The organism is Polaromonas sp. P4_H1, from assembly GCF_056400945.1.
Genome location: NZ_JBFUKG010000012.1, coordinates 105,866 through 119,461 on the forward strand (window position 1 = coordinate 105,866; position 13,596 = coordinate 119,461).

General features: G+C 63.0%; 12 protein-coding genes. 9 read left to right on the plus strand and 3 right to left on the minus strand.

The genetic code is table 11. From position 1 onward, the window contains the following. Positions 1–165: 165 nt before the first annotated feature. The 3 genes from AC1DS5_RS16550 to AC1DS5_RS16560 all read right to left on the minus strand — a co-directional run bounded on the left by AC1DS5_RS16550 (position 166) and on the right by AC1DS5_RS16560 (position 2,220). On the minus strand, positions 166–441 hold the full coding sequence (locus tag AC1DS5_RS16550; protein WP_477719338.1) for a hypothetical protein: 276 nt from the start codon (positions 439–441) through the stop codon (positions 166–168). Further along, entirely contained in the window at positions 417–935 is a 519-nt protein-coding gene (locus tag AC1DS5_RS16555; protein ID WP_477719339.1) for a cupin domain-containing protein, read from the minus strand. The genes AC1DS5_RS16550 and AC1DS5_RS16555 overlap by 25 nt, the downstream gene beginning before the upstream one ends. A gap of 265 nt (positions 936–1,200) precedes the next feature. Next, positions 1,201–2,220 carry a hypothetical protein gene (locus tag AC1DS5_RS16560; protein WP_477719340.1) on the minus strand — a complete coding sequence of 340 codons (1,020 nt, stop codon included), beginning with the start codon at positions 2,218–2,220 and terminating at the stop codon, positions 1,201–1,203. Positions 2,221–2,437: 217 nt separating this feature from the next. Here AC1DS5_RS16560 and AC1DS5_RS16565 point away from each other — a divergent pair, with 217 nt between their 5' ends. From AC1DS5_RS16565 to AC1DS5_RS16605, 9 genes are all read left to right on the plus strand, one after another. After that, positions 2,438–2,779 carry a zinc ribbon domain-containing protein YjdM gene (locus AC1DS5_RS16565; RefSeq protein WP_477719341.1) on the plus strand — a complete coding sequence of 114 codons (342 nt, stop codon included), beginning with the start codon at positions 2,438–2,440 and terminating at the stop codon, positions 2,777–2,779. 331 nt (positions 2,780–3,110) lie between these two features. After that, positions 3,111–3,503 carry a TraR/DksA family transcriptional regulator gene (locus AC1DS5_RS16570; protein WP_477719342.1) on the plus strand — a complete coding sequence of 131 codons (393 nt, stop codon included), beginning with the start codon at positions 3,111–3,113 and terminating at the stop codon, positions 3,501–3,503. Between the two features lie 400 nt (positions 3,504–3,903). Beyond that, positions 3,904–4,779 (plus strand): tyrosine-type recombinase/integrase, encoded by an 876-nt coding sequence (locus tag AC1DS5_RS16575; protein WP_477719343.1) that lies wholly within the window; start codon positions 3,904–3,906, stop codon positions 4,777–4,779. Positions 4,780–4,789: 10 nt separating this feature from the next. Continuing rightward, positions 4,790–5,974, plus strand: coding sequence for an IS91 family transposase (locus AC1DS5_RS16580; protein WP_477719344.1), 1,185 nt, complete (start codon positions 4,790–4,792; stop codon positions 5,972–5,974). A gap of 520 nt (positions 5,975–6,494) precedes the next feature. Further along, a complete protein-coding gene (locus AC1DS5_RS16585) occupies positions 6,495–6,896 on the plus strand; it encodes a hypothetical protein (RefSeq protein ID WP_477719345.1) in 402 nt (133 codons plus the stop codon). A 76-nt stretch (positions 6,897–6,972) separates the two neighbouring features. Further along, on the plus strand, positions 6,973–8,259 hold the full coding sequence (locus AC1DS5_RS16590; RefSeq protein WP_477719346.1) for a TolC family protein: 1,287 nt from the start codon (positions 6,973–6,975) through the stop codon (positions 8,257–8,259). Then, positions 8,256–9,914, plus strand: coding sequence for an efflux RND transporter periplasmic adaptor subunit (locus AC1DS5_RS16595; protein ID WP_477719347.1), 1,659 nt, complete (start codon positions 8,256–8,258; stop codon positions 9,912–9,914). The genes AC1DS5_RS16590 and AC1DS5_RS16595 overlap by 4 nt, the downstream gene beginning before the upstream one ends. Beyond that, a complete protein-coding gene (locus AC1DS5_RS16600) occupies positions 9,911–13,081 on the plus strand; it encodes an efflux RND transporter permease subunit (RefSeq protein ID WP_477719348.1) in 3,171 nt (1,056 codons plus the stop codon). The genes AC1DS5_RS16595 and AC1DS5_RS16600 overlap by 4 nt, the downstream gene beginning before the upstream one ends. A gap of 45 nt (positions 13,082–13,126) precedes the next feature. Beyond that, positions 13,127–13,465, plus strand: coding sequence for a copper-binding protein (locus tag AC1DS5_RS16605; RefSeq protein ID WP_477719349.1), 339 nt, complete (start codon positions 13,127–13,129; stop codon positions 13,463–13,465). Positions 13,466–13,596 lie beyond the last annotated feature (131 nt).

A 13,596-nucleotide genomic window follows, 5' to 3' on the forward strand; every position in this document is an offset into this window, starting at 1 on the left:
CACGGCGTGGGCGTCGGGCCACCGTGCTTACCTGGTCGTCGCTGGCCCCCACCCAGCCCTCCCCGGAAGGGGCGGGAGCTTCACGGATCCTTAATTGAACCGTATTGGGGCCAGGGCCTGTTCACAGGAGGCCTCACCAGTCGGTGGTGCGCATGCCGACCTGCGTCAGCTACCGGTGTGCTTCCACAGGTTGATCGCGAAGCACACCAGGCCGACGCCGATCACCACCGAGGCCAGCGCCAGCACCGGTTCCACGGCCTGGTTGCCGCCCATAAACATGGCCAGCGTGATCATCTGGACCGGCAGGGCGAGGTTGTGCAGCCAGAAATGAACCTTGGCCAGCCGGGTGTCGGCCGCCGCAGGCGCAGACCGATACCACAGCCCAAACAAGCCCATGCTGGCCCAGCCCAGCAGGTTCAGATGGGCATGAACCGGTCGCATCGTGTAGTTATGGCTTGCGGCCATGGCGATGCCCAGCGATACGCCAAGCAAGAGATAAATAACGGCCAGACGTAAAAAGCGATTACCCATGGAGTCCTCCTCGTTGAAAAAACCTTGGTGCACAGCTGGACAGCCGCAAGAACCGCGTCGGCGGCCCCCAGCACCCGGCGGCGGTGTCCTTTTTCTGTCGTGTCCTCGAGCAACCGCGCGTTGCCCGGGACGTGGCGTCGGCGTTCGCCATCGCTTGCTTCGAATTCCATTTCACCGTTAAGGAAGAAGATCCGCATGTGCAGGGGTGAGGGAGGCAAATCGCCGACAAATCCGGCCGGCACGCGCAGGAATCCGCAGCGGGAGACGGCGGTCAATTCAGACACGCCGAAGGGCGGGGCGGACGGCGCAAAGTGACGGGTGGACCGGCCGATTTGCAGGTGGGCAAAATGAGGCTCGCCGGCCGTGTTGGAATACAGCCGTTCATCAGTGAGCAAGGATTCCATGGCCACTCCCTCCGCCCGAGGCTTCCCCAGGCTCGCTGGAGTTTGCCGTACATCGGTGCGTCGCGCAAGCCTCGCGCAGCGGTGCTGCGGCCATGCCCGGCGCATCCGCAGAGGAGGGGTGAAGGAGTGGAGGCGCCCTTGACTTCGTCACCGGGCTGCCCGGCCCTGTGGCATGGCGCCTGCCAGTAGCGCAGCAGCCAGTGGTTGGTTCACCTTGATCAGGCCGAGCAGCAGGCGCACCGCCTTGAGCTGTGCAGTCCACTTCTCATCTGCGCTCCTGGCCTCGATCCTCGTCTTTGTCGCGGTCTTTTCCCTGTCCCTGCTTGCGCCTTGGCTCCTGCGGCGCTCCCTTGCCTTTCGGAGCGTTTTCCTGGCTTGCCCTTGGCGCCTGCTGCTCATGCGGGGCTGCCCCTTGCGGTGGCTGCCGACGCTGATCCTGCATTGCCGGGCCTCTCTGTTGAGGATGGATCTGGCCGGGGGCTGCCCGCTGATCCTCTTCGCCTCCCCGTTGCGGCGGCTGTGAACGTGGGGTGGCCGGCCGACCCTGCTGCTGCAGCGGCGGTGGCTGATCAGGCCGCTGGATATCCTGCTGCCTGGCACTTCTCTGCCTCTCTTGCTGCGCTCCCGGCTGTTCCCGCTGAGAAGGCGCGGGCGCTTTTTGCGCTGCCAGCCCCTGACCCTGATAGTGCTGCCGCACTATGGTGTCGCGCGGCTGGTAACGGTAATTTCGGTTGTGCAGGGCCTGCTGCTGCGCCACCACCTGGGGATACCGATCCCCTGAATACTGCCGCTGGTAGACAGGCAGCGGGGCGGGCGCTGGAACAGCACTCCGGTTCCACTTGTCCCATCCTCTCCGATGCCGCTCCCACTCATTGCCCCAGTGCTCACCCCAGCGCGGCGGCGCATCGGGCCGCCACCCATAAAAGTACCCAGGCGGAACCCGGTAGTAGCGCACCGGGACTCGCAGGATGAACAGCGGCACAAATTGAGGCTCCACCAACCACCAGGGCCCGTTGTACCAGGAGCTCGCGTACCAGGTGTCGTACTGGTATACCCAGTACATGCCATCGTAGAAGAAGAAGTTGGAATTCAGTCGCGGAGCGTAGTAGACCGGGTAGCCCGGCACCCGGACGAGATCCGGGAACAACTGCAGGTGGATCCCGATGCTCACCTGGGCAATGGCCGAAGTCACCGACCCAAGCAGTATCCAAAGCACAATAAGTAGGTAGCGCATCTTGTCCTCCAGTTCGATCACCGAGGCGGCGTGTCGACTGGGGAAAGTCACATCTGCCCCGACTCTTCAAAAAAGCCTCCGTGCCAGATGGTTCGATTCCGCCAGTGACATGCCTTGTGCCATCGTACGCCCGGCGAGCGGATAGGGCTAGTATGAATACGAATGCTCGGCCTGGTCAGAGATCTCTACAAAGCAGGCAGGCAGGGGTCGCCCCGGCCCGTGATGGATACTTCAGGTTGTCTCAACCACCTGCGATTTGAACGGAATCATGCCCACCATCCCAGCCTGCCCCCAGTGCGCTTTGGAGAACACCTACCCTGACGGTGACAACTATGTTTGTGCCGACTGCGGCCATGAATGGCCCATGCTGGAGGCCGCGGACGCTGATGACGGCGCAGACGCCATGGTCAGGGATGCCAATGGCAACGTGCTGGCCGATGGCGACGCCGTGGTGCTCATCAAGGACCTGAAGGTCAAGGGCTCGTCCATCACCCTCAAAATGGGAACCAAGGTCAAAAGCATTCGCTTGGTCGGCGGCGACCATGAGGTGGACTGCAAAATGGACGCCGGCAGCTTCATGCTGAAAGCCTGCTACCTGAGGAAGGCCTAGCCGTCGGACTGTGCAGGCGCCCAGCCACATGCTGCGGTCGGGCCCGGTCTGGAACTCCGGCGGTTTTAAGGTGTCCGACCGTTAAAGGACTCAACAGCCCTGGAAAAATGCGCCGAAATGGCATATCGATTTTTGCTTCGTGACCCGATTTATGAAATCACGCGCCACTTTCGCTGGCGAAACTCTCGTCGGTGTACGTTTTTTCGCCACACCTGTATGCTATGTCTACATCACAGGCATCGTGCTGCCGGTCGCCGGTCGCCGGTCGCCGGTCGCCGGTAGCGCTGGAGCCACCTGACAGGCACGACATTTACATTTGCTGCACCCGACCATGACGACCCTGAAAAACGAACAGCTCGACCTGCTGCGCCGCGCCCTCGCCGAACGCGACGCGCAGTTGCAGGTCGATGTGCGCGCGGCCAGGGAGGCGGCCGCCGAGCGACCACCCGCGACCGCGCGCGAGGTGCAGGACCCGGGCGAGGACGCGGAAGAGCGTTTCCGTCACGGGCTCGAACATGTCGACCTGCAGCGTGACGAGGAAGAGCTGCGCGCCATCCAGCAGGCGCAAGAGCGCATGGCCGACGGCAGCTATGGCAGTTGCATCGACTGCGGCCAGCCCATTCCCTTCGAGCGCTTGAAGGCGCAGCCGAGCGCGTCACGCTGCATCGTGTGCCAGACGCGCTTCGAGCAAGGGCGCGACACCACCCCGCGCTACGTGGTCTGACGCGCCACGACGCCAGTCGCACCCCCACACCCTTCACGATTTCGGTGGATTCCCGCGGGAACGCCATGAAATGCAGTACCCGCCCGCCCATGCCGCGGCGGCGGCAGTTCGCAACGGGCCCAACCCCGGTATCGCCACCCAAGAGGGGGTGCGGGCGCTGGAGGAAAGTTCTGACCACTGCCGCTGATGATGGCAGGCGGCAGCTGGCAGGCTCAAGTTACTGGCGGACTACCTTCGTCGACCCTGAGCGGTCAGAGACGAGACGGACCGCAAAGCAGCGTAGGACTAAACCGCTCGCGCGGTAATCGCTTCGACGACATCGTGGTTATTCGTTCCGCCGCTGGTTCTGCCAAGTTGACGGGTGAGGCAATCCGCCTCGCTCTTCGACTGGAGTTGAACCATGAGCTCATTGACGCCTTCCGTCTCCCCGTTGCGGCAACGCATGATCGACGACATGCGCATGCGGAAGTTCAACGGCAAGACACAGATCCACTACATCCGCGCTGTACGCAGGCTCGCCGCCTTTCTCAAGCGATCGCCGGACACCGCCACCGCCGAGGACCTTCGGGCCTTCCAACTGCACATGGTCGACACCGGCACGTCCCCGCCGACCATCAACTCCACGCTCAGTGGCCTGAAGTTCTTCTTCGATGTGACGCTGGGCCACGCCGAGCTGATGGTCAAGGTGCAGCCAGTGCACCAACCGCGCCCGCTGCCGGTGGTGCTGAGCTGCGGCGAGGTCGCTCGTCTGATCGCCGCCGCACCGAACCCCAAGTACCAGGCGGCGTTGTCCGTGGCCTATGGGGCCGGACTGCGTGCCAGCGAAGTTTGCGCGCTGAAGGTCACCGATATCGACAGTGAGCGCATGACGCTGCGCGTGGAGCAAGGAAAGGGTCGCAAGGACCGCTATGCCTTGCTCTCGCCCGTGCTGCTCGAGCGGCTGCGGGCATGGTGGCGGGTGGGCCACGCGCAAGGAAAGATCCTGCCCAATGGCTGGCTGTTTCCGGGGCTCAACCCCATGGACTCGATGTCCACCCGGCAACTCAATCGCGCGATCCACCTGGCCGCCGACGCCGCCCACATCGACAAGCGCGTATCAATGCACACGCTGCGCCACAGCTTCGCAACGCACCTGCTGGAGCAGAAGGTCGATATCCGGGTGATCCAGGTGCTGCTGGGCCACAAGCGGCTGGAGACCACCGCGCTGTACACCCACGTGGCCACCGAGGTGCTGCGCGCGGTGATCAGCCCACTGGAGACGCTGCCGTCGTCGTAAGCCTGCGGTCGTGGGCCACGCAGCTCTGGAAGTCGCCGACATCTTCCGCCTCCATGGACCCGCCTGGCGTCAGGCTCAGCGTGGCCACCTGAGCCTGGCCCAGCTCAAGGTCATGTCGGCCATCGAGCAGTGCCGCAGCGCGGCATTGGGTGGGCATGTCTTGCGCTGCGACGGGTGCGGCACCGACCAGATCGCCTACAACTCCTGCCGCAACCGGCACTGCCCGAAGTGCCAGGCCAGCGCGGCCCAGCGTTGGCTCCAAGCGCGCACCGCCGATCTGCTGCCGGTGGAGTATTACCACGTTGTCTTCACGTTGCCGGCGCCTATCGCCGACATCGCGTACTGCAACAAGGCAGTCGTCTACGGCTTGCTGTTCGACATCGCCGCAGAGACCCTTTTGACCATTGGAGGCGATCCGAAGCACCTTGGCGCTCGCCTGGGCGTAACTCTGGTGCTGCACACCTGGGGTTCGGCGCTGACGCACCACCCGCACGTGCACGGCATCGTCCCAGGTGGCGGCCTGGCGAGCGAAGGCGAACACTGGATCGCCTGCCGGCGGGGGTTTTTCCTGCCGGTGCGTGTGCTGTCCCGGTTGTTCCGTCGGCGCTTCCTCGAAGCGCTGCAACAGGCGCATCGCGATGCCCGGCTGCAATTCTTCGGTGAGCACGAGCCGCTGGCCGACGCCGAGGCGTTCGCCCGCTGGCTGGCACCGCTGCGCCAATGCGAGTGGGTGGTCTACGCCAAGCGCCCGTTCGCCGGACCCGAGGCGGTGCTGGCGTACCTGTCGCGCTACACGCACCGTGTGGCCATCTCCAACAGCCGCCTCATCGCGCTTGATGAGCGCGGCGTGACCTTCCGATGGAAGGACTACCGCGCCAAGGGTCACACCCGCTACAAGGCCATGACGCTCGATGCTGGCGAGTTCATGCGCCGCTTTCTGTTGCACGTGCTACCCGGCGGCTTCCACCGCATCCGCCATTACGGGCTGTTGGCCAACTGCAACCGAACCGCCCGCCTGGCGCTCGCACGTCAATTACTGCAAGTGCCACTACAGGATCCGCAACCCAGCGACGAATCGCAGGACACAGCGCGACCGACCTTCGTCTGCCCGCACTGCGGCCACGCGATGACCATCGTGCTGACCTTCACGCGCGGCGAGACGATCCGCGCGCCACCTCATCGACCCACGCCATGAACGCTCCTCGCTGCCAGCGCATCTCAAGTTCGTCGACGTTTCACGCGTCGGCACGGTCAGCTCGCGTTCGGCGCGTTGCACCCTTACGTCCGTGCGTGAGTACGATCTTGTCGAAGGCCACCTGGCGCACCATTGCCTTCATTCGCCTCGTCGCCGAGAGCCTGCGCGCCAATCGAGCGCACCATCACCGTGCCACCGCACGCCTGCAATCGCCATAGCGTCAACCGACACCGCCACGTTCGCCGCGGTTTCCTCCCTCGAGGTTTGTTCGACACCTGCCCTCCAGTCACGGGCATCACGTCACGAGTGTGTCACGCGGGCAGGTATCGAACAAACCTAAACGGAAGCGGTCGATGGAGTTTGGTGACTGGCCGACTGCTTTCGGCCAACAACAGTCATTGGCCAGCTATCGGCAATTGAATATTGTCAATAATCAACCGACGGGCTTTCTCAGAAAGTCAATCATTCTGGATGGAACTTTCTCGTGAACCGCCAGTCGCATGTCCATTAAACTTAAGCCATGATCCGAAACCGTCGCCACCGTCTGATCACAGTGCTCTTCGCACTGGTCAACCTGCTGTTCATGCAGCTGGCGGTGGCTGGTTATGTCTGTCCCGGTGCCGGATCAAGAATTGCCGAAGCGGCCGCAATGGCCGAAGCCGGCATGCCCTGCGCCGACGAGTTCATGCAGCTCAGCATGGACGACGAGCAACCCAATCTGTGTCATGCGCACTGCCAGACAAGCCAGCAGTCTGCCGACAAGCATGAGCTGCCATCACCCGTGGCCCTTGGCGCCTTGCCTGCGGATTTCAGTTTGCAGGTCGCCCTCCCGGTGTTTTCCAAAGCGCCGCTGCAGGCGCCTCATCTGCAGCGCACCACCGCGCCTCCTGTAGCCATCCGGAACTGCTGCTTCCGCCTCTGACCTCCCAGACCGTCTAGCTCCTGTCTGATGCATTTCCCGTGCATCGACAGGTCTGTCTTCGTGCTCTGGAGGTTTTATGTCTATTTCATTCCCGATTTATCGGATCACCGTTGCCGCCTGGACGGTGGCCATGGTGTCTGCGTCGTGGGCCGCTGACCCTTTGACCCTGATCGAGGCGCAGCGCATTGCCGTCGGCCGGTCTCAGCAATTGGTTGCCCAAGGCGCGCTCACAGCCGCCGCCCGAGAACAGGCCGTCGCGGCCGGTCAGCTCCCCGACCCGGTGCTCAAGTTCGGCATCGACAACCTGCCGGCCGACGGCGCGGATCGCGGCAGCCTGACGCGCGACTTCATGACCATGCGCCGTATTGGCGTCATGCAGGAAATCACCCGATCCGAGAAGCGCCAGCTGCGCTCGGAACGCTTTGAACGCGACGCACAGCGGGGACAGGCGCAGCGCCAATTGACGCTGGCCAATCTGCAGCGCGACACCGCACTGGCCTGGCTCGACCGCTATTACGCCCAGGCCATGCGTGAGCTGGTTCAGCAGCAGGTCGAAGAAACCCGGCTGCAGGTGCAGGCGGCCGACATCGCCTTTCGCACCGGCCGGGGTAGCCAAGCAGACGCGTTCGCCGCCCGCAGCGCCGTGATTCAACTGGGGGATCGGCTCAGCCAGATTGACCGGCAATCACGCAACGCCGGCTTGATGCTGGCCCGTTGGGTGGGTATCCCGGATGCGGGACGTCCCCTCTCAGGCTCGCCACCCTGGCAAACCACATCGCTGCAAGGCGAAGTTTCAAGCGACCACCTCAAGCAACATCCCGATTTGCTCGTCATGAGCGCAGAGGTTGACGCCGTGGAAACCGATGCCCGGCTGGCCCAAGCGAACAAACAAGCCGACTGGAGCGTCGAGGCCAGCTACGCCCAGCGCGGCCCGGCTTACTCCAACATGCTCTCCATCGGCGTCTCCATCCCATTGCAATGGGACCAGAAGAACCGCCAGAACCGCGAACTGGCCGCCAAGCTGGCCATGGTCGACGAAGCCAAAGCCCGCTACGAAGACATGCTGCGCAGCCATGAAGCCGAGGTGCGTGGCTGGCTGAACGACTGGCAAACGGGCAAGGACCGGTTAAGCCGGTACTGCAATGAACTGATCCCGACAGCCCGTCAGCGCACCGAGGCCGCACTGACCAGCTATCGCACGGGCAAGAGCGACCTGGCCAGCGCGCTGTCCGCGCGCCGCGATGAGATTGACACCCGTATGCAGGCACTGACGCTGGAAATGGAAACCGCGCGCTCCTGGGCCCAGCTCAATTTCCTCGTCCCCGAACACAGCATGCCGGCGCAAGCCAAGGAACAGCCATGAACAAAAAATACCCTATTGCCGCGCTGATCGCTGCCGGCGTCCTCGGTGCTGCAGGCTATGGCCTGTATGCCTTGGGCATGAAAAACGGCAGCAGCATGACCGCGGCCGCCCCAACTGGTGACGCGCCCTCAACTCCGGCCGCCGCACCTGTAAGCGCACCTTTAAGCATCGCCGAAGGCGAAGAAGCCACCCGACGCCACATCAGCGCCGGCCTTAAGGCAGGTGATACCGATCCGCTCAGCGGCCGCAGGATCCTCTACTACCAAGACCCCATGGTGCCGGGCAACAAGTTCGACAAACCCGCCAAGTCGCCGTTCATGGACATGATGCTGGTTCCGGTCTATGCGGACAGCGATTCCGATCAGGGACAAGTCACCGTCAGCCCTCGTGTCCAACAGAACCTGGGGGTGCGTACCGCACTAGTCACCGAAGGCACGCTGTCGCCTCAAGTCTCCGCGGTCGGCAACATCGCATTCAACGAACGCGACCAAGCCACCGTGCAGGCCCGGGCGACAGGCTATGTCGAGCGCCTGCATGTGCGCGCCACGCTGGATGCGGTGGCCAAGGGCCAACCTTTAGTGGACCTGTATGTTCCGGACTGGGTGGCGGCTCAAGAAGAGTTTTTGTCCCTCAAACGCATGCAGGGCAATGACTTGGGATCGCTGGTTGACGGCGCCCGCCAGCGCATGCGCCAGGTCGGCATGAATGACGAGCAAATCCGCCTGGTGGAAGCCAGCGGGAAAACACAGGCCCGCACCACGATCACGGCCCCATTAGGTGGCGTGGTGGTGGAACTGCTGGCACGCGAGGGCATGACGGTGTCGGCGGGGATGACCCTGTTCCGCATCAACGGGCTTTCCACGGTCTGGGCCAATGCCGAGGTGCCCGAGAGCCAGGCGGCGTTGCTGCGTCCCGGCGCCAAGGTACAAGCCCACAGCCCGGCCGTGCCCGGCACGACCTTCGACGGCAAGGTGCAAGCCATCCTGCCCGAGGTCAACGCGGCGACGCGCACGCTCAAAGCTCGATTGGAGCTGGCGAACCCGGGCTCACGTCTCGTGCCGGGCATGTTCGTGACCATGCAGTTCATGGACATGCGGGCGGAGAAGTCCTTGCTGGTCCCCACAGAAGCCGTCATCCAGACCGGCAAACGCACAGTCGTGATGCTGGCAGAAGAGAACGGCCGCTTCCGGCCCATCGACGTCGAAGTCGGCATTGAAAGCGGCGGCCAGACGGAAATCAAGCGCGGCCTGCAGGCGGGCCAGCGCGTGGTGGTGTCGTCGCAGTTCCTGATCGACTCGGAAGCCAGCCTCAAGGGCGTGGAGGCCCGCCTCAACAGCGCGGCTGCCCCGCCACTGGCCCGGCACCCCGGTAAGGCGCAGGTGATTGCCATCGACAAGGACAGCGCCCTGCTGGCCCATGGCCCGCTGCCCACCGCCGGCATGGGTGCCATGACCATGGAGTTCAAGGCGCCGGCAGGCGGCATGCCGGGCAATGTGGCCAAGGGAGACAGGGTGCAGTTCGAGTTTGTGATGCCCAAGGATGGCGAGCCGACCTTGACCTCCATCACGCCTGTGGCACCTGTTCCCCCAGTTCCACCCAAGCCCGGCTCACCGGCGCCAATGCCCAAAACCTCGGCGTCGGGAGCCCAGCGATGATGGCCCGCCTTATTCGCTGGTCCATCGGCAACCGATTTCTTGTGCTGCTGGCCACGCTGATGGTCGCGGCCTGGGGCGTGTATTCGGTGATGAGGACGCCGCTGGACGCTTTGCCAGACCTGTCGGATGTGCAGGTCATCATTCGCACCACCTATCCCGGGCAGGCACCACGCATTGTCGAGAACCAAGTCACCTACCCGTTGACCACGACCATGCTGTCGGTGCCGGGCGCCAAGACGGTGCGCGGTTATTCCTTCTTTGGTGATTCCTATGTCTACGTGCTGTTCGAGGACGGCACGGACCTCTACTGGGCACGCTCGCGGGTGCTGGAGTACCTCAACCAGGTTCAGTCGCGGCTACCAGCGGCGGCTAAGGCTTCTCTGGGGCCCGACGCCACCGGTGTCGGCTGGATTTACCAGTACGCCCTGATCGACCGCAGCGGCACCCAGGATGCCGGACAACTGCGCGCCCTGCAGGACTGGTTTCTCAAGTACGAGCTCAAAACCGTCCCCAATGTGGCCGAGGTCGCCTCGGTCGGCGGCATGGTGCGCCAGTACCAGATCGTGCTGGACCCGGACAAGCTGGCCGCCTATGCGATTCCACATACCAAGGTGGTCGAAGCCATCCAGAAGGCCAACCAGGAAGCCGGCGGCTCGGTGCTGGAGCTTGGGGAGGCCGAGTACATGGTGCGGGCCTCGGGCTATCTGCAGAGCCTGGAGGACTTCCGCGCCGTTCCGCTAATGACCTCGGCGGCCGGCATCCCGGTGCGCCTGGGTGATGTGGCACGAATCCAGATCGGCCCGGAGATGCGCCGCGGCATTGGGGAACTGGACGGCGAAGGTGAAGCCGCCGGGGGCGTGATCATCATGCGCTCGGGCAAGAACGCGCTGCAGACCATTGCCGCCGTCAAGGCCAAGCTCCAGACCCTGCAGGCCAGCCTGCCCAAGGGTGTTGAAATAGTGCCGACTTACGACCGCTCGGGCCTGATCGAGCGGGCGGTGGATAACCTCACGCACAAGCTGCTGGAGGAGTTCCTGGTGGTGGCCGTGGTGTGCTTTATCTTCCTGTTTCACCTGCGCTCGGCCTTTGTGGCCATCATCTCGCTACCGCTGGGCATCCTGGCCGCTTTCATCGTGATGCACTACCAGGGCGTCAACGCCAACATCATGTCGCTGGGCGGCATCGCGATTGCGATCGGCGCCATGGTGGATGCCGCCGTGGTGATGATCGAAAACGCCCACAAACACCTGGAGCACTGGGGGCATGACCATCCGGGTGAAACGCTGGAAGGAGAAGCACGCTGGCGGGTGATTGGTGACGCGGCGGCCGAGGTGGGCCCGGCACTGTTCTTTTCGCTGTTGATCATCACTTTGTCGTTTATCCCGGTGTTTACGCTGGAAGCCCAGGAGGGACGTTTGTTCTCTCCGCTGGCTTTTACCAAGACCTATGCCATGGCGGCGGCGGCTGGGCTGTCGGTGACGTTGATCCCCGTGTTGATGTGCTATTTGATACGCGGCCGGATTCCCGATGAGAAGTCCAACCCCTTGAACCGACTGCTGATCGCCGTCTACCGGCCGATGCTGGAAGTGGTGCTGCGCGCCCCGAAGCTCACCTTGTTGGCCGCCGGCGTCGTACTGGTCATCAGTCTTTGGCCGCTGCAGCATATCGGCGGCGAATTCATGCCAAGGCTGGATGAAGGCGACTTGCTCTACATGCCCTCTGCACTGCCGGGCCTGTCGGCCGGCAAGGCCGGCGAGCTGCTACAGCAGACCGACCGACTGATCAAAACCGTGCCCGAAGTCGCCAGCGTGTATGGGAAGGCCGGCCGCGCCGAAACCGCGACCGACCCGGCGCCCATGGAGATGTTTGAAACCACCATCCAGTTCAAGCCACGCGAGCAGTGGCGCGCCGGCATGACCCAGGACAAGCTGGTAGAGGAGCTGGACCGCATCGTCAAAGTGCCAGGCCTGTCCAATATCTGGGTACCGCCGATCCGCAACCGCATTGACATGCTGGCCACCGGCATCAAGAGTCCGGTAGGCGTCAAGGTGGCGGGCACCGACCTGATCACAATAGACCGGTTGACCGGCGAGATCGAACGGGCGCTCAAAGACGTTCCTGGCGTGACGAGTGCCTTGGCCGAGCGCCTAACAGGTGGACGCTATGTAGACGTCAATATTAAGCGCGATGCGGCATCCCGATTCGGGCTGACCATTGCCGACGTGCAATCGGTCATCAGTTCAGCGGTAGGCGGCGAGAACATCGGCGAAACCGTCGAAGGCCTGCAGCGCTTTCCGATCAACATGCGCTATCCGCGAGAAATCCGGGATTCGCTGGAAAAGCTGCGCAGCCTGCCCTTTGTGACGGAGCGTGGCCAGCGCCTGGTGCTCTCGGACGTGGCCGACATCCGCATCACCGACGGCCCGCCCATGCTACGCAGCGAAAATGCCCGCCTGTCAGGTTGGGTCTACGTGGACATCCGGGGCCGTGACTTGCGTTCGGCCGTACAGGACATGCAAAAAGCCGTCGCGGACAAGGTCAAGTTGCCACCTGGCTATTCCGTGTCCTGGTCCGGCCAGTTCGAGTTCCTGGAGCGTGCCACGGCAAAGTTCAAGGTGGTGGTGCCGTTCACGCTGCTGATCATCTTTGTGCTGCTGTATCTGACCTTCAAACGCTTTGACGAAGCCTTGCTGATCATGGCCACGCTGCCGTTCGCCTTGGTGGGCGGCATCTGGCTGCTGTATTTGCTGAGCTACAACCTGTCGGTAGCCGGTGCCGTCGGGTTCATTGCTCTGGCCGGGGTTTCCGCCGAGTTCGGCGTGATCATGCTGCTGTACCTGAAATCCGCCTGGGATGACCGGATCGATCAGGGCAAGACCACGGCAGCCGACTTGCTGGATGCGATCCAGGAAGGCGCGGTATTGCGGGTACGGCCCAAGGCGATGACGGTGGCGGTCATTCTGGCCGGCCTGTTCCCCATCATGTGGGGCACGGGGACGGGCTCCGAGGTCATGCAACGCATTGCCGCACCCATGGTCGGCGGCATGATCACCGCCCCCTTGCTGTCCATGTTCGTGATTCCAGCCGTGTATCTGCTCATGCGAAGGCCTCGCGAACGCCGGGCCGAAGGCAGGCCTTTCTGGGTGCGACGCCATCCCGCCGCTTGAACTTATTTTTTGTTAGTTTTACCAACCACTCTTAAAGGAGTTTTCATGAAGAAGATCGTTATTGCCTCTCTCGTTATGGTCGCAGCGTCCGTCAGTTTCGCCCAGTCGAAGATGGGCGATATGAAGGGCATGGACATGACCAAGAAGCCAGCGCCTACCGCTCAGACCACGCATGAAGCAAACGGCACGATCAAGAAAATTGATACCAAGACGGGCAGCGTCGTGATCTCTCACGGTCCTGTCAGCAGCCTCAACTGGCCGTCGATGACCATGAGTTTTACAGTGAAGGACAAGGACCTGCTTGCCAAACTGACAGTCGACAAGAAAGTTATCTTTGAGTTTATTAAAGAGGGTAACAACTACGTCATGACGACCGTCAAATAGATGTGCGGATGGGTCACGCGCCTTTGCCAGAGAGGTCCCTGGATAGAGTTCCGCTAGAGCAAAGTGAGCACTGGTGCCAACAGTGCTGACTATCGATAATCGAACATTGTCGGTAGTGAGCGAACGTCAGC

Bases quoted from the DNA above. Each gene is read 5' to 3' on its own strand.
- AC1DS5_RS16550 (WP_477719338.1), bottom strand. From the start codon at position 441: ATGCGACCGGTTCATGCCCATCTGAACCTGCTGGGCTGGGCCAGCATG.
- AC1DS5_RS16555 (WP_477719339.1), bottom strand. From the start codon at position 935: ATGGAATCCTTGCTCACTGATGAACGGCTGTATTCCAACACGGCCGGC.
- AC1DS5_RS16565 (WP_477719341.1), top strand. From the start codon at position 2,438: ATGCCCACCATCCCAGCCTGCCCCCAGTGCGCTTTGGAGAACACCTAC.
- AC1DS5_RS16570 (WP_477719342.1), top strand. From the start codon at position 3,111: ATGACGACCCTGAAAAACGAACAGCTCGACCTGCTGCGCCGCGCCCTC.
- AC1DS5_RS16575 (WP_477719343.1), top strand. From the start codon at position 3,904: ATGAGCTCATTGACGCCTTCCGTCTCCCCGTTGCGGCAACGCATGATC.
- AC1DS5_RS16585 (WP_477719345.1), top strand. From the start codon at position 6,495: ATGATCCGAAACCGTCGCCACCGTCTGATCACAGTGCTCTTCGCACTG.
- AC1DS5_RS16590 (WP_477719346.1), top strand. From the start codon at position 6,973: ATGTCTATTTCATTCCCGATTTATCGGATCACCGTTGCCGCCTGGACG.
- AC1DS5_RS16595 (WP_477719347.1), top strand. From the start codon at position 8,256: ATGAACAAAAAATACCCTATTGCCGCGCTGATCGCTGCCGGCGTCCTC.
- AC1DS5_RS16600 (WP_477719348.1), top strand. From the start codon at position 9,911: ATGATGGCCCGCCTTATTCGCTGGTCCATCGGCAACCGATTTCTTGTG.
- AC1DS5_RS16605 (WP_477719349.1), top strand. From the start codon at position 13,127: ATGAAGAAGATCGTTATTGCCTCTCTCGTTATGGTCGCAGCGTCCGTC.